The following is a 14,887-nucleotide window of genomic DNA, read 5'->3' on the forward strand; positions in this document are numbered from 1 at the left end:
CACTATGAGTAGGGAGCGTTAGTGGCAATGTCAAATGAGAAAAAAGGGGTTTTGGCGGCATTTTTTGCCTATGCCTTTTGGGGTGCCTTTCCTCTCTATTGGAAACTACTTGAACATGTACCAAGCATGGAGATTTTATTATCCCGAGTGATTTGGTCGTTTGTCTTTACTGTACTGGCTGTCATCGTATTTCGAATGCGTAAAGACCTTATCGCGGACTTAAAATATTTATGGTCACATCAAAAGCATTTCTGGCAGCTTGCGGGTGCATCCTTCGTCATTTCAATGAACTGGTACTTGTATATTTGGGCAGTAACCCATAACCATTTAATTGAGACAAGCTTAGGCTATTATATTAATCCGCTCATATCTGTTATTTTTGGAGTAATTTTCTTTAAAGAATCGTTGAGTCGCGCACAATGGGTAGCGACAGGAATTGCCTTTATGGCAGTTATTATTTTAACGATCAATTATGGCTCAGTACCATGGGTAGCACTATTGATTGCGCTATCTTTTGCGATATACGGCGTATTGAAAAAGAAAATTACACTGGATGCGACGAGAGGATTAGCTATTGAAACATTATTAATCCTACCATTTGCTTTAGGCTATTATGTGTATCTATTTACAACCCATCAAGCTTCGTTTTTACATGTTGACGTAAAAACAGATATCTTGATGATTTTCAGTGGTTTAGTAACAGCTGTACCACTCATCCTATTTGCAAAAGGTGCACAAAATATTCCATTGTATTTATTGGGCTTTATTCAATATGTTTCACCAACCATTGTATTGATTTTAGGTATCGTACTGTACAAAGAGCCATTTAGTCAGATAGAGCTTTTAGCATTTAGCATCATTTGGGGAGCATTATTACTATTCTCAGGTTCCAAGATTATAGAAACAAGAAAAGCTCATCATAAATCAGTAGACTTGTAGAATATTCTACAAGTCTTTTTTTATTCAATGGACTACATGGAGAGCGCACCTTTACAATTTAGTCAGCATATAGTAAGATGATGTCAATAATTAGATAACAATGATAAAAATTGAGAGGTGCTTTTTGTGAGTGCGGTAGGTTCTAACTAGGTAAAAATTACATGAAATAAATGATATGGCGACAGGGGATATATGTCATGAACAGACCCCTTATTTGGTCATGGATTTATTTCAAAACCTATGTAGATACCTACAATACTTTATCAAGCGGTGCATATATGGATGAAACTTCTGAAAATGAGGTTTTATTTGTAGTGCTATGAACACTCGCCTTTTGAAGATAGAGCTGTGGGGATTCCTCACAGCTTTTTTTAGTTTATTTAACACTTCATTGCTATCTAATATTGAGTAGGTATCTTCATGAATGATAAATATCAGAATGAGGAGCATATACAAATGAATTTTACTACGCTAGAGAAGTTACAATACCAAGAATTAAAAGATATCGTTAAATCCTATTGTGTAAGTGGATTGGGCAAACAGTTATTAGATAAATTAATGCCAAGCTCAAACTTAGCAGTTGTAAAAACTCGCTTGAATGAAACAACTGAGGCACGGGTAATCGTAGATGCGGAGGGTCATGTCCCATTTCTAGGCGTATCCAATATTGAACATATCATGACCAAATTGGCAAAAGGTATGATTTTGGACCCCAGTGAGCTCATCAGTATGTCAGACTTTTTACGAGGCTGTCGTAACATTAAAAAATTCATGTTGGATAAGGAATTTTTTGCGCCAGTTCTTTCATCTTACGCAAATTCGATGGCTGAATTTAAAAGTGTGGAAGAAGAAATTAATTTTGCCATAAAAGCTAATCGCGTTGATTCAGCTGCTAGTCGAGAATTGAAGCGGATTCGTCATCATATCGAAACGACAGAGGAAAAAATAAAAGACCGCTTAACAAAATTCTTGAACAACAGTGCCAATAAAACGTATATACAAGAGTTCTTTATTAGTCAAAAGGATGAACGCTATACGATTCCAATTAAGGCTTCCTATAAAAATCATGTACAAGGGACGATAGTGGAAATCTCCTCAAAGGGTGCAACTGTTTTTATGGAGCCAAGTGTGGTCGCTAAATTAAATGGAGAATTAGCTACTTTAAAGGCTGAAGAGGCGGTGGAGGAGTATCAGATTTTAGCATCTTTATCTGGGCTTTTAATGGATCATCTTCAAGCTCTCCATATTAATATGGAGTTGATTAGCCAATATGATATGGTTTTTGCTAAAGCAAAATTTAGTAAACAAATTGGCGGTATGGAGCCACGCCTCAATGATTATGGCTTCATCCAAGTAATCAATGGTAGACATCCTTTATTACCAGGGAATGCTGTGCCACTTCAATTTACGATTGGAAAAGATTATAGGAGTCTAATTATTACTGGACCAAACGCAGGCGGGAAAACCGTTGTGTTGAAAACAATTGGCTTATTAACATTGGCGACAATGTCCGGCTTTCATATCGTGGCAGATGAGGGCACTGAATTGGCTATATTCGATCATATCTTTGTCGATATAGGTGACAATCAAAGTATGGAAAATGCGCTAAGTACGTTTTCATCACATATGAAAAATCTCTCCGACATTATGAGAGCATCCAATAACCATACGCTATTATTATTTGATGAGATCGGCAGTGGTACTGAGCCGAATGAAGGTGCGGCACTGGCTATTGCGATTTTGGAAGAGTTCTATCAAATGGGCTGTATGACAGTAGCGACAACACATTACGGAGAAATTAAACGATTTTCAGAGATGCATCCAGACTTTATGAATGCGGCTATGCGATTTAATAGTGAAACATTAGAGCCTTTGTATCAGTTAATGATTGGAACGTCTGGAGAGAGTAATGCTCTTTGGATTTCTAAAAAAATGAATGTCCGTGCAGAGGTTTTGCAACGAGCACAGGATTATATGGATAATAAGGATTATCAGCTGACTCGGGTGCAGGATAGTAAAATTCGTAAGCCGAAAGAAGAGAAAGCTGGCAGGGCAGCAATCATTAAATTTGCCAAAGGGGATCGTGTGAAATTATTGGATCATGATGATGTCGGGCTTGTTTATCAAGAGATGAATCAGTTCTATAATGTCACTGTGTACTATAAGGGTCAAATGCTAGAGGTTCATGTGAAACGACTTACATTAGAGCTACCGGCAACCGAATTATATCCTGAAGGATATGATCTTGAGACCTTATTTGTCGACTATCAAGAACGTAAGCTTCAGCATGATATTGAGCGAGGGTCAAAAAAAGCATTACGCAAAATTCATAAGCAAATCAAAGAAGATCAGCAAAAGTAAAAACAAGGGATTGCACGAAGCGGTGCAATCCCTTTCATATTAAGAAGTAGAATCAATCTGTGCCTTAATCGTCATATAGACTTCTTCGATTTTGCGTTTATAAGGCAAATCAACTAAATCCAGTGAATCGTTGTATGCCATTTTCGCAATATCATAGGCGGTTGTCAGTTCCCCGAAATGCGCATAGCAAAGAGCCTTATAGGAAAAGCATTCATTTAAGCCTAAAATATCATATGGATGGCTGACGAAAACAGGTGATGCTTGAAAATGCTCAAATGCAGCCCTTGCCTCCTCATAACGACCAAGTAAATATAAGGATTTTCCTTTTTCCGCATAATAATAGTTTGAATCCAAAATTTCTAAATCCTCATGCTTGAGCTCATTAAAGCTCTCAATTTCTATTAACGCCTGCTCATAATTAAACATGTAATTATTATAATAATGTGCCCGTAAAATATAGATGAAAGCATCTACTAGTACGCGTTCGGCAAATGCCCGATATTGCTCCAGCTTCATAAACATATGCTCAGCTTGTTCAAAGTCATGGTCAATCATCGCGCAATAAGCACCGATACGATACATATCATCGATTTGATAAAACAGTTGGTTTTTATGAGCATTCGCAATGGTTTCGTTGATTAATTTTTTCCCTTCTTCATGTTCTCCGATGGCGAGCTGTAAAATGCTTGTATAATAAGCCATTAATAAAGCATCCCGAGAATCAAGCTGATAATCCTCTTGTTCAATAATTTCTTGCGCCTGTAAAATACAGGCATAGGCCAAGTCATATTGACGTTTTTCCGCCAATATGTTCATTTGCAGGATGAATGTTTTGAACCAATGGCTAAGTAAATTAATTTCCTTAAAGATAGTGCGGGCTTGAAGGAGGGATGTTTCCCATGAAGCTAATCCTACTTCATACTGTGTGACAGCATATATATACAATAAACGGCCTGCTTCGTAGCTATCAGGAAGGCCCTCTACTGCTGGTTTTATCAAATCAACAATTTCTTGATGACGAACTATATCTCCCCATTTTACCTCTGCAAATAAAATTTCAACCTGCTCTAAAAGTGAACGGATGGATGAAGGGGTTACTTCTTCGAGTAATTCACTAGGCTTGACACCTAACCTTTCGGCAATATAGTCAAGGCTTTCCATAGAGGGCTTGGCCTTTTCATTTTCTATTTGACTCAGCATTCCTTTTGTTAGACGATCACCGGCAAGCGCCTCTAATGTTAATTTTTGTTCTTTCCTTAATTTACGAATTCGTGCGCCTAGAGAGTTCACTGCCTCGCCTCCTTTTGTTTAATTATATTAAACTTTTTCTTGCGTGAAAAGGGGGAGCTGTGTTATATTTTGTTTAATAAAATTAAACTTTTTAATTTAGTTAAAACACGGAGGGGGTTTTGAGATGAATGAAGTGGAGAAATTAAAAAAGGCGACCTATCATTTATGGACATTTACAGCGAGTAAAATGATTGCCATGCTAGGGGCAAATGTCATGGCGTTTGGTTTTAGCTTGTATATATTAGCCATGACAGGGTCCGCCATGAGCTTTGCGACCAATATGATTTGTTCTGTGTTACCTCGTGCTCTCGTAGCACCATTGGCTGGGTATGTCGCGGATAATTTTTCAAAAAAACGAACAATTTTATTAGCGCAGGCAGGAACTATTTTGACCGTAGGGGGATTACTGATTTATACAGAAACGGTAGGGATGTCTGTTTATGCTATTTACATAGCTACTGTTTTTAATACGATATGTTCCGCATTTTCAGGGGTTACGTTTTCATCTGCAATTGCTACACTTGTTAATCCAGAACGTTTACAGCGCGCGATGTCTTTTAATCAATTATCGATGTCGGTGGCTGCCATTGGGGGACCCGTCATTGGCGGTATGATGTATGGATTTTTCAATATTGACGTATTTTTAATGGTAAATATCGGAGCGTATATCATAGCGTTTTGCTTAGAGGCAACAATGGATTTTAAACTCTATAGTACAAGAGGAGAAGATGAAAAGAAGGAAAAAGTGTGGGAAGGGCTTAAAGGCGGCTTCTATTATATAAAACAGCGTAAAGTCATAAAAACAATCATGTGGGTGGCATTATGGATTAATCTATTCTTTTCCGCCATCGCTGTTGGAGGAACGTTTATTATCATTGAATTGCTAAAAGTAGAATCAACGCATTTTGGTTTTATTCAGGCATCAGGTGCAGCGGGTATGCTTATCGCTTCCATTTATTTTGCGACAAGACCAGAAGTCAAAGCACCATTACGTTTCTCAAAAATTAGCTTATTGCTGTTGGCAGGTAGTCTTGCTTTAGCCGTGATTCCATTAGTCACGAATTTTTCCTATATCGCAATTGTTAGTTTTTATCTAATCATTTATTTTATTTTCGCCATTTTCGAAATGGGTATTAATATGCCAATAGGGGTCTATATGCAAAAAAACATCTCGGAAGAATTCCGCGGCCGCGTTTTCGGACTAATGGAAACAATGGCAATGTCCATGATGCCAATTGGTATGGTTGTGTATGGAGTATTATACGATGCTATACCAGCCACGATCATATTGCCTGTTACAAGCGTCATTATCATTATCATTTCACTAGTGATGCTACGTACTTCTATCTTAAAAGAAGCACATCCAGAGTATTATGAAAAAGAAGCCATCACAAAAAGCGTGCCTCATTCAACAACATAAATGCATGCTTATGACTGTAGACAAAAGCTATCGTGACGTCATGATAGCTTTTGCTTTTTTCTTTTTATAAGAGTACTGCAACCGCCTGAAGTAGCAGATCTCAACAGCTTTCCTGTTTTAATGAGCTTAGCGATCCTCGATCACGAGATAGGTGGCTTGAACAGGGCCATGAACACCAACGATTAAAATCATTTCGATATCTGCAGAGTTACTAGGACCTGTAATGAAGTTAATACAAGAAGGAATTTTTTCTCCATTTTTGATTTTTTCACGAATCCACTGTGCTGCTTGTGTCATACGTGGAACAATTGTACTTTTCGGGATCAAAATGATTGATTTTTTAGGTAAGAAGCTAATACTTCTTCCTAGATCTTTACTGCTAAAAAGGATAGCGGTCCCTGACTCAGCTAGCGTCATCTCGCTAATAGTCAAACCGATATTTGCTTTTTCAGCCTGTTGAATATTTTCCTCTGGTTGCTGAGAATTCCATTCATAATATTGAATATTAGCTTGTGGCCATTTTTCTGTCATTAACTTAGATAATCCGTAATCTTGAAATCGTTCATCCTTAGAAGTAATGACGGATTGTCCGCCGTAATGGTCCACCACAGATTGTAGATCTTGAGAAAGCTTCGCACAATTCGAAATCACGATATTCGTATGAATATTGGCGCATTGTTTCGTGAAAATCTCTAGTAATTCGTCTCTTGTGGCATCTATTAATGTACGGTTTTGTGGTTGGTACTGCCAAGTGGGGCGTGGAAGCGTTGTAATAGGTGAACGCCCTAACTGCTGTGCAATGTTTGCTAAAAAATCCTCTCGATGCTGAATGGTACCAGTCATGATTCTTCATCTCCTTTTGTACGGTGCTTCATCCAATTTCGGAAACTGTTTTTATTCGGTGCAGGGAAATCCCGTGCTTCAGTCCATGCTTTTAAAGGACCTGGACCTTTCGTAATCGTATGGTCTTTCGTAAATGGAGACATTGCAGGAGCGGCCATTTTTGTAGCCATTTTATACAAAGTAGGGGAAGAAGCCCCTAAGCCAAATGCCTTCATTACTAGCTTTTCGGAAACAGGTGCTTTGCCTTCATTTTCAACGATGACCTGACGATGTCTATGAATAAGCTGATGTAAAGGAATTTTTACAGGGCAAGCATCTGTACAGGCACCACATAGCGTTGAGGCATAGGGGAGCTCTTTAAAATCATCATAGCCTCCTAATAACGGAGAGAGAACCACACCAACAGGGCCCGAATAGATAGAGCCATACGTATGCCCACCGACATGACGATAAACAGGACAAGCGTTGACACAGGCGGCACAGCGAATGCATTGTAAGATAGGCTGAAATTCGCCACCAAGTATGGCAGAGCGACCATTATCCACTATGACTAAATGGAATTCCTCAGGTCCATCTGAATCACCCTCGTCTTTAATTCCTGTAAGCGTAGTAATATAGCTTGTCAGCTTTTGACCTACAGCACTACGTGTTAATAAGCTAACAAGAACTTCCATTTCTTCAAAGGTAGGAACAATTCTTTCCATTCCCATAACAGTGACTTGAGTTTTTGGTAGAGCCGTAACTAAATCAGCATTACCTTCATTGGTGACTAGAGTAATCGTTCCACTTTCAGCAATAGCAAAATTACAGCCTGTTATACCGATATCAGCAGTTAAATATTCATCGCGTAGTTTATCACGCACATAAAGAGCAAGCTCCTCTGGCTTTTCCGATTGAGTGTAGCCTTGTTTTTCTTTAAACACATCTCGAATTTGCTCTTTGTTTTTATGCAGAGCAGGAGCCACAATATGAGATGGGGGCTCGTGATCTGCAACCTGCAAAATGTATTCACCTAAGTCCGTTTCTATCACTTCACAGCCTAATTCCTCTAAAGCAGCATTCAGGTTAATTTCCTCGGTTACCATCGATTTTGATTTAACAATTTTAGCGGCATTTTTCTTTTTCGCAATACCTTGAATATAGGCTGTCGCTTCTTGAGCAGTTTGAGCAAAGAAAACATGGCCACCTCTTTTGGCAATATTTTCACTTAATTGGTATAGATAATAATCTAGGTTTTCTAAAACATGTTTACGTATTTCTTCTCCATGTGAACGCCATTCTTCCCAATCTCCAAGTTCCAGAGTTTGCTGTAGACGACGAGTTTGAAAGCGGTCCTGAGCATTAGAAACAGCATTACGCATAAATGGATTGTCAAGCTCTTTTGTAACACGGTCTGAAAAGCGATCATTACTAGTTTTCATGGCCATTAATGTTTCCCCCTCTTATCGGCAATTTAAAACCTCTGCAATATGCATCACTTTAATCGGTTTGCCTTGGCGATGAATACGACCACCAATATTAATTAAACAGCCAGCATCTGCTCCAATTAAATAATCCGCCCCTGTCTCCTCTACATGATGGACCTTTTCATGAACCATTTCGCTAGAAATATTGCCCATTTTGACAGAGAATGTGCCACCAAACCCACAGCACCTATCTTTTCCAGGAAGCGCCACATACTGTAAACCTTCGACGTTTTGTAATAACTTCAATGGAGCCTCAGTCACACCGAGGAGGCGAGTCATATGGCAGGAAGTATGGTAAGTAGCTTTGCCCTCTAAATGTGCTCCAACATCCTCTATCTTTAAAACGTTGACAATAAATTCAGTAAACTCATATGTTTTGGCTGCCAATGCCTTTGCTTTTGATTCCCATAGAGGATCCCCCTTAAAAACCTCTGGATATTCCTTAAACATATAAGCACAAGAACCAGAGGGGGAAACGACGTATTCGGCATGCTCGAAGGCAGTGATCATTCTTTTCATCGCATTTTTTGATTCTTTCACATAGCCACTATTATAAGCAGGCTGTCCACAGCAAATTTGTTCCTCAGGAAAATCAATTTCACAGCCAAGTCTTTCTAATACTTCCACTACGGCTTTCCCTACATCTCCCTGAAACAAATCCACTAGGCAAGTAGCAAAGAGAGTTACTTTCATATGCATCGCTCCTTTTATAAACAACAGGTCATCAGATGACTTATGCTATATGTATCATACTACAAATTTTTCTAAGAAAGAAGGTGTTTTGATGGAATTTTCAGAAAAATTAAAACAACCTAGTCGAGAGCTAGGCTGTTTTAAAGTGGATGAGAGTCGGTTGTTTCATAATACTGCAATAGAACCTTTTCAACATTGCTTAAATGAAGGGTCATTGCCTGCTTAGCTGATTCTTCATTTTGCTGCTGAATAGCAAGGAAGATTTTCATATGTTCCTCATATAGTTGCTCGCTTGTTGTTTTTTTAGAGTACAACCAAATGCGGCGTGTTTCTTTCATCGTATCAATCATCAGGCCAGAAATTTGATCTAGAATCGTAGCAAGTAGGGGATTTTGGGAGGCAGTCGCAATCGCCACATGAAATTGATAATCCACCTTTTCACCAAGTTCACCATCTCCATGGGCTTGCTTCATGTCATCTAAAATTTGAACCATTGCTTGAATATCCTGTTCGGTACGGTTGATAGCGGCACTGGCGGCTGCTCCTACTTCAATGATCTTGCGCACCTCTAATAAACGGGCAATATCAAGTTTATTCGATAACATGGCTGTAGATAATGGAAAATCCAGTCTATTTGGAGGCACACTTTTAACAAAAGTCCCAGAGCCTTGTTTGATTTCAATCAATCCCATTGCCTTTAAGGCAGACAGCGCCTCTCGCACAGCAGAACGGCTAACTTGTAATTGTTCAGCAAGCTGTTCCACCGAGTCCAGTCGATCACCAGGCTTTAAAACACCCGCTCTTATTTTCTCATGCAAAATTTCGGACACTTCTTCATAGATTTTTTTAGGTTTAATTTTTCTTAATTCCAAGGAGCTACACCTCTTTTTTTCAATCAAATGCGCGTTTGTTATGAATAGTATACATGAAGATTAGTGAATCACTCACTAATTAACCATATATCGACTATAAAAAAGGGGTGCAGAGCTGATTTAAATGAGATTTGCCATCCTATTTGATGATGTAGAATAATGGCGAATTTTGTTGACAGAAAATCAACAGGGGCGCATAATGCAGAAGTAGCTTATTAAGTGTTCTACATGTATGGGAAGGACTTTTCAGAAATCTCATCATTTTGCCATGAAACGTTCACAATCAGGAAGGGCGCAATTTATCATGTTTTTTGGTACGATGGATGCAGTAACTGTAAGGAGCGATCGAAAATATGGGATCAGATATTAACGTATTTTTAGCTTTTGGTGCAGGGTTTTTAAGTTTTATTTCACCATGTACCCTCCCATTGTATCCAGCATTTTTATCGTACATAACGGGTATGACATTAGATGAGCTAAAATCAGAAAAAGGGATGCTACAAAAGCGTGCCATTTTCCACACACTATTCTTTTTACTAGGATTTTCAATTATTTTTATCATAATTGGACTAAGTGCCTCATATGCGGCAGAGTTTTTCCTGAACTATCAAACTTTACTACGTCAGGTTGGTGCCATTTTAATCGTAGTATTTGGATTAATGATTGTAGGATTACTACAAATTGATTTCCTCATGAAGGATCGAAAGTTTCAATTTAAAAATCGACCATCTGGCTATTTGGGATCCGTTTTAATTGGTATTGCCTTTGCGGCAGGATGGACACCATGTACAGGACCAATTTTAGCTTCTATTATAATGTTGGCTAGTACAAACCCAGGAGCGGGCTTTAGCTATATGTTCGCCTATTATTTAGGGTTCGCGATTCCATTCTTTGTGTTATCGTTCTTTATTTCACGCATGACATGGATTCGCACACACAGCCAAAAAATCGTGAAAATCGGTGGTTATATAATGATTGCCGTGGGTATTTTGTTATTCTTTGATGGATTAACGTATATTACTCGTATATTACAGCCTATTTTCGGTGGATTTACAGGCTTTTAATTTGATACACTAAAGAGGCATACCGTACTTTAACGTGGAGGGAGATGAACATGTGCCTACAGTTTTAGTAGTGGATGATACGCTATTTATGCGTGTTGCAATCAGTAATATGTTTTCAGAATGGGGTTACGAGGTAGTAGGTAAGGCAGCAAATGGTAAAGAAGCTGTGGCTATGTATCGAGAGTTACAACCAGACTTAGTAACAATGGATGTAACGATGCCCGTTATGACTGGTATTGCGGCAGTAAAAAAAATTATCCCAGAGTTTCCAAATGCAAAAATAATTATGGTAACAGCATTAGGCCAACAAAAGTTAATTGTAGAAGCGATTGAAAGTGGGGCAAAAGATTTTATTACCAAGCCCTTTGAGCCAGAAAGATTAAGAGCCGTCGCTGACCAATTACTTGGACAAAATTGCTAATTTGACATTAGAGGAGGATCTTTTATGTTAAGCAATATCCCTTCTCACTATTATGTTATTGGGTCAACCATTATGGCCATTCTTATGGGTAGCTTTGTCATGGTCATACGTATGAGAGCTTCCAAAATGCCAACAAATGAGAAGAAAATTATTATTCCGCCAATCGCGATGTCTTCTGGTGCGCTCATGTTTTTATTTGAACAATTCCGAGTGCCACCCATGCAAATATTAGAAGCAGCCGCTGTAGGAATGGTATTCTCGACCATTTTAATTGCCACTTCCAAATTTGAAGTGAAGGGTCGAGATATTTATTTAAAACGTTCAAAAGCATTCGTTTTTATATTATTTGGTTTATTAATATTCCGGGTAGTGGCCAAAATGATTTTAAGCAACTCCATCGATGTCGGCGAATTAGCAGGCATGTTCTGGATCCTAGCCTTCGCCATGTTAGTACCTTGGCGAATCGCCATGCTACTCCAGTTTAAAAAAATCAAAAAAACAATTTCCCAACTACACTAGTACTCAAACTAGTGTAGTTTTTTTATGCTCTCGAGTTGGGCGGTGGGTGCAATGAGAAATAAGGACGGTTCGGCAGAAGTGATGGATAGAGCTCCAAAAGTGGCTGCATAGGCAAAAATGGCGGATAAAACAAGAGAAGTGACGGATAGAACCGCAGAAGTGACGGATAGGATCGCGAAAGTGGTGGATAGAGCCAGCAAAGTGACGGATAGAGTATCAAAATAGGCTGCCTCGGCAAAAGCGGTGGATAAAACGAGTGAAGTGCTGGATAGAACCGCGAGAGTGACGGATAGAACCGCAAAAATGCCGAATAAAACCGCGAATAAGGATGCCCCGCTAAAAAAGTAACATAGAAAACGAAGGAACAATAACCCCATTCAATCCCCAAAAAAACGCTGCACAAGCGTATGTGCAGCGTAGCTTTCTTTATTCAAATAAATGTTCGTAGGGGGCGATGTCAATTTGCATTTGCTCTAATTTTTTGCGTAAAAATTTGTGATCGCGTTTCGGTGTTGCTTGGATGTAGCCGCGAATGATGAGGTCATTATTAATAGCAGGTGCTTTTTCCTCTAAAGCGAGCTCGCCAATTTTCCCTGCAATTTTCTCCTTTGCTACTTGTCTAAAGAGCTCAGGGACAGGGCTTACAAGCTCATAGAGTAACTCTTTTTCTGCTTGTCCCCATAAATGAATTGTTTTATCTAAATAAAATTCCTGCCAATCTAAATCAGACTTTCCATCCTGCTTTGGGAGTGCTTTTAAAAACTTGCGGAACATGAAAAAGCCGCCAATCGCCATCAATGAAATGAGGACAACTACCCAAAATAAAATAAACCATAAAAACCAACCTTGTAACAAATCGTTCACCTCTTTGTCTTCTCTGATTCTATTATAAGAGCTTCCGAAAGAAAATTCATCCTATAATGTCCCTTTTTTAGCAATTCGTCTTTATATAGTGTTTGAAGGGAGGTGAGATGTATGGCAAATGAGAATTTTTTACATGCTACCCTAAGACTTAAATATGTGGAAGGCTACAATGAGCAAAACGAGCCAACATTCACTACTAAATCGTATCGTAATATTGCTAAGACACATAGCGTAGAAGATTTAGTAGCTGTCGCACAAGGGATGGCCAGTCTATCATCACAAGCACTGGCTGGTATCGAAAAGCAAGAGACAAGCGAATTAACTTAAGGGGGATCAGAAGATGGCACAAGTTTTAGAGTTACAATTTGTGACAGTGGATGGTAAAACATCTACGCTGACGATTGATGCACCGAAGCCAGCAATAAACGCAGCTGACATTCAAAAGGTCATGCAAACTATTTTGGCTAAAAATGTATTTTCTGGACAAGGTGGCGCCTTAGCAGCTATTAAAGGCGCTCGTATTGTAGAACGAAAAGTAATAGAATTCGATGTAGCAACAGAATAATGCGAAAATGGTCTTTGCTATGAAAAATGCAAAGGCCATTTTTACCTAAGTGAAAGGGGGCATAACGATGGAACAGTGGTTAAGCATGATTTCAGATATCGGTTTCCCGATAATAGTGTCCTTTTATTTATTACAGCGTGTCGAGGAAAAGCTTGATGCGATACATGAGGCACTTGTTTCCTTAAAATGAAATTAATTTCACAAATATGTACGAAAGCTGTCACCTAGAAGTTCTTGTCAACGCTTACAGCCTAAGTTAGGATGAGGGTAGTGTAGGTTAGGGAGAGTGTTAACATGAAACATAAACTAATTGGGCTAATATTGCTTTTAGCCTGTGCGACTGTTCTAGGCGCCTGTGGGAATTCCAAATTTAAAGCAGATTATAGTTTGGAAATACCTGATTTTGAACATGTCAATCAACGTGGAGAGACGGTTTCGCTTGAAAGTTTAAAAGGCAAGCCATGGATTGGTATGTACATTTTCACGAATTGTGTATCGATTTGCCCACCAATGTCCTTGAATATGGCACAGGTCCAAGAAAAGCTACAGAAAAAAGGAGTAGAGGATTATAATATCGTCGCCTTTTCCGTAGATCCAGATGTTGATACGCCAGAAGTATTAGCCAACTATATTAGTAAATATAATGTGCCAGATGATTCTAAATGGAATCTTCTTACTGGCTATTCACAAAAATATATTGAACAGTTTGCGGTTAAAAATACGAAAATTTTAGTGAAAAACGATCCTAACAGTGATCAAGTTATCCATGGTAATCAATTTTTCCTAGTCGATAAAGATGGAACAATCGTTAAAATGTATAATGGCTTTGCTGAAAAGATTGAAGATGTACCAATTGATACAATAGCTTCTGATATTGAAACATATATTGATGAAAATTTATAATTAGCAACCGTCTCGAACTTTTGAGACGGTTTTTAATTGTATGACGACTATTAGCTGGTAAACAGTAAGATTTTCTATTTATAATAATAAAAAAGAGGGGATGGGGGTTTGCTTATGACGATTGCACAAACGTATTTACAGGTCATCCAAAAAAGGTTTAACAATGTGAAAGAGCTAGGGGATGGGGCACTGGCCCAACTAGAAGGGGCTGAGTTGCACTGGGCATATAATGAAGAATCCAATAGTGTCGCGGTCATTGTTAAACATGTTAGTGGTAATATGATTTCGCGCTGGACTGATTTTTTAACGACAGATGGTGAGAAAACTACACGAAATCGAGATGATGAGTTTATTAATAGTCTGTCTACAAAAGAAGCCATTCTTGCAGTTTGGGAAGAGGGCTGGCAAGTATTTTTAGATGCATTGGCGGGTATTACAGAATCCGATTTGCAGGGGTATGTCACAATCAGAGGGGAAAAGCTAGCGGTAATTGATGCGATAGAAAGGCAAATGGCTCATTATTCACAGCATATTGGCCAAATGATTTATATCGCGAAGCAAGTAAAGGGATCCGAGTGGCAAACGTTAAGTATAGCAAGAGGACAGTCGCAAGCGTTTAACAAGGCCATGCTTGAAAACAGCCATGAGAAATAAGAGAAATCGTAGC

General features: G+C 38.8%; 18 protein-coding genes. 12 read left to right on the forward strand and 6 right to left on the reverse strand.

The annotated features are described in order from the left end of the window. Positions 1-27: 27 nt before the first annotated feature. From rarD to PI85_RS18805, 3 genes are all read left to right on the forward strand, one after another. A complete protein-coding gene (gene rarD, locus PI85_RS18800; protein WP_036125050.1) occupies positions 28-939 on the forward strand; it encodes an EamA family transporter RarD in 912 nt (303 codons plus the stop codon). A gap of 197 nt (positions 940-1,136) precedes the next feature. Continuing rightward, complete coding sequence (locus tag PI85_RS25085; RefSeq protein WP_012293905.1) at positions 1,137-1,262, forward strand: hypothetical protein; 126 nt, start codon at positions 1,137-1,139, stop codon at positions 1,260-1,262. A gap of 133 nt (positions 1,263-1,395) precedes the next feature. Further along, positions 1,396-3,300, forward strand: a complete 1,905-nt coding sequence (locus PI85_RS18805) for an endonuclease MutS2 (protein WP_036127818.1) — start codon at positions 1,396-1,398, stop codon at positions 3,298-3,300. 39 nt (positions 3,301-3,339) lie between these two features. Here the strand turns inward: PI85_RS18805 and PI85_RS18810 are convergent, their stop codons facing one another. After that, positions 3,340-4,590, reverse strand: a complete 1,251-nt coding sequence (locus PI85_RS18810) for a helix-turn-helix domain-containing protein (RefSeq protein ID WP_036125053.1) — start codon at positions 4,588-4,590, stop codon at positions 3,340-3,342. A gap of 124 nt (positions 4,591-4,714) precedes the next feature. Between PI85_RS18810 and PI85_RS18815 the strand changes: the two genes are divergently transcribed. Continuing rightward, a complete protein-coding gene (locus PI85_RS18815; protein ID WP_036125054.1) occupies positions 4,715-6,010 on the forward strand; it encodes an MFS transporter in 1,296 nt (431 codons plus the stop codon). A gap of 126 nt (positions 6,011-6,136) precedes the next feature. Here PI85_RS18815 and PI85_RS18820 read toward each other — a convergent pair whose 3' ends face one another. The 4 genes from PI85_RS18820 to PI85_RS18835 all read right to left on the reverse strand — a co-directional run bounded on the left by PI85_RS18820 (position 6,137) and on the right by PI85_RS18835 (position 9,884). Beyond that, the gene (locus tag PI85_RS18820) at positions 6,137-6,853 is read right to left on the reverse strand and encodes a lactate utilization protein C (protein ID WP_036125056.1); all 717 of its coding nucleotides are present in this window, start codon (positions 6,851-6,853) and stop codon (positions 6,137-6,139) included. Beyond that, on the reverse strand, positions 6,850-8,280 hold the full coding sequence (locus PI85_RS18825) for a LutB/LldF family L-lactate oxidation iron-sulfur protein (protein ID WP_036125059.1): 1,431 nt from the start codon (positions 8,278-8,280) through the stop codon (positions 6,850-6,852). The genes PI85_RS18820 and PI85_RS18825 overlap by 4 nt, the downstream gene beginning before the upstream one ends. 15 nt (positions 8,281-8,295) lie before the next feature. Further along, positions 8,296-9,012, reverse strand: coding sequence for a (Fe-S)-binding protein (locus PI85_RS18830; protein ID WP_036125060.1), 717 nt, complete (start codon positions 9,010-9,012; stop codon positions 8,296-8,298). A 140-nt stretch (positions 9,013-9,152) separates the two neighbouring features. Further along, a complete protein-coding gene (locus PI85_RS18835; protein ID WP_036125063.1) occupies positions 9,153-9,884 on the reverse strand; it encodes a FadR/GntR family transcriptional regulator in 732 nt (243 codons plus the stop codon). A gap of 353 nt (positions 9,885-10,237) precedes the next feature. On the opposite strand from PI85_RS18835, the gene PI85_RS18840 reads away from it, so the two are divergent. Genes PI85_RS18840 through PI85_RS18850 form a run of 3 tightly spaced genes read left to right on the forward strand, consistent with a single transcriptional unit; the run spans position 10,238 to position 11,888 of the window. Beyond that, a complete protein-coding gene (locus tag PI85_RS18840; RefSeq protein ID WP_008175625.1) occupies positions 10,238-10,948 on the forward strand; it encodes a cytochrome c biogenesis CcdA family protein in 711 nt (236 codons plus the stop codon). A gap of 34 nt (positions 10,949-10,982) precedes the next feature. Continuing rightward, on the forward strand, positions 10,983-11,369 hold the full coding sequence (locus PI85_RS18845) for a response regulator (RefSeq protein WP_008175626.1): 387 nt from the start codon (positions 10,983-10,985) through the stop codon (positions 11,367-11,369). A 24-nt stretch (positions 11,370-11,393) separates the two neighbouring features. Beyond that, a complete protein-coding gene (locus PI85_RS18850) occupies positions 11,394-11,888 on the forward strand; it encodes a CcdC family protein (RefSeq protein WP_036125066.1) in 495 nt (164 codons plus the stop codon). Positions 11,889-12,314: 426 nt separating this feature from the next. Here the strand turns inward: PI85_RS18850 and PI85_RS18855 are convergent, their stop codons facing one another. Further along, positions 12,315-12,743 (reverse strand): DUF2621 domain-containing protein, encoded by a 429-nt coding sequence (locus PI85_RS18855; RefSeq protein WP_008175629.1) that lies wholly within the window; start codon positions 12,741-12,743, stop codon positions 12,315-12,317. Positions 12,744-12,863: 120 nt separating this feature from the next. Here PI85_RS18855 and PI85_RS18860 point away from each other — a divergent pair, with 120 nt between their 5' ends. The 5 genes from PI85_RS18860 (at position 12,864) to PI85_RS18875 (ending at position 14,874) form a co-directional block, all read left to right on the forward strand. Next, positions 12,864-13,079: a DUF1659 domain-containing protein gene (locus PI85_RS18860; protein WP_036125071.1), complete on the forward strand. Its 216-nt coding sequence runs from the start codon at positions 12,864-12,866 to the stop codon at positions 13,077-13,079. A gap of 13 nt (positions 13,080-13,092) precedes the next feature. Continuing rightward, the gene (locus PI85_RS18865; protein ID WP_036125072.1) at positions 13,093-13,317 is read left to right on the forward strand and encodes a DUF2922 domain-containing protein; all 225 of its coding nucleotides are present in this window, start codon (positions 13,093-13,095) and stop codon (positions 13,315-13,317) included. Positions 13,318-13,384: 67 nt separating this feature from the next. Then, positions 13,385-13,507, forward strand: a complete 123-nt coding sequence (locus PI85_RS24015) for a YvrJ family protein (RefSeq protein ID WP_082011593.1) — start codon at positions 13,385-13,387, stop codon at positions 13,505-13,507. 104 nt (positions 13,508-13,611) lie between these two features. Further along, positions 13,612-14,220 (forward strand): SCO family protein, encoded by a 609-nt coding sequence (locus PI85_RS18870; RefSeq protein WP_036125073.1) that lies wholly within the window; start codon positions 13,612-13,614, stop codon positions 14,218-14,220. A 114-nt stretch (positions 14,221-14,334) separates the two neighbouring features. Beyond that, positions 14,335-14,874 (forward strand): DUF1572 family protein, encoded by a 540-nt coding sequence (locus PI85_RS18875; RefSeq protein WP_036125074.1) that lies wholly within the window; start codon positions 14,335-14,337, stop codon positions 14,872-14,874. Positions 14,875-14,887: the final 13 nt, after the last annotated feature.

The sequence above is a fragment of the Lysinibacillus sp. A1 genome (genome assembly GCF_000801965.1).
Lineage (GTDB): Bacteria > Bacillota > Bacilli > Bacillales_A > Planococcaceae > Lysinibacillus > Lysinibacillus fusiformis.

Coding starts and splice junctions, on each gene's coding strand:
- PI85_RS18860 (WP_036125071.1), top strand. CDS start 12,864: ATGGCAAATGAGAATTTTTTACATGCTACCCTAAGACTTAAATATGTG.
- PI85_RS18875 (WP_036125074.1), top strand. CDS start 14,335: ATGACGATTGCACAAACGTATTTACAGGTCATCCAAAAAAGGTTTAAC.
- PI85_RS18825 (WP_036125059.1), bottom strand. CDS start 8,280: ATGGCCATGAAAACTAGTAATGATCGCTTTTCAGACCGTGTTACAAAA.
- PI85_RS18805 (WP_036127818.1), top strand. CDS start 1,396: ATGAATTTTACTACGCTAGAGAAGTTACAATACCAAGAATTAAAAGAT.
- PI85_RS18840 (WP_008175625.1), top strand. CDS start 10,238: ATGGGATCAGATATTAACGTATTTTTAGCTTTTGGTGCAGGGTTTTTA.
- rarD (WP_036125050.1), top strand. CDS start 28: ATGTCAAATGAGAAAAAAGGGGTTTTGGCGGCATTTTTTGCCTATGCC.
- PI85_RS18820 (WP_036125056.1), bottom strand. CDS start 6,853: ATGACTGGTACCATTCAGCATCGAGAGGATTTTTTAGCAAACATTGCA.
- PI85_RS18865 (WP_036125072.1), top strand. CDS start 13,093: ATGGCACAAGTTTTAGAGTTACAATTTGTGACAGTGGATGGTAAAACA.
- PI85_RS24015 (WP_082011593.1), top strand. CDS start 13,385: ATGGAACAGTGGTTAAGCATGATTTCAGATATCGGTTTCCCGATAATA.
- PI85_RS18870 (WP_036125073.1), top strand. CDS start 13,612: ATGAAACATAAACTAATTGGGCTAATATTGCTTTTAGCCTGTGCGACT.
- PI85_RS18830 (WP_036125060.1), bottom strand. CDS start 9,012: ATGAAAGTAACTCTCTTTGCTACTTGCCTAGTGGATTTGTTTCAGGGA.
- PI85_RS18850 (WP_036125066.1), top strand. CDS start 11,394: ATGTTAAGCAATATCCCTTCTCACTATTATGTTATTGGGTCAACCATT.
- PI85_RS18815 (WP_036125054.1), top strand. CDS start 4,715: ATGAATGAAGTGGAGAAATTAAAAAAGGCGACCTATCATTTATGGACA.
- PI85_RS25085 (WP_012293905.1), top strand. CDS start 1,137: ATGAACAGACCCCTTATTTGGTCATGGATTTATTTCAAAACCTATGTA.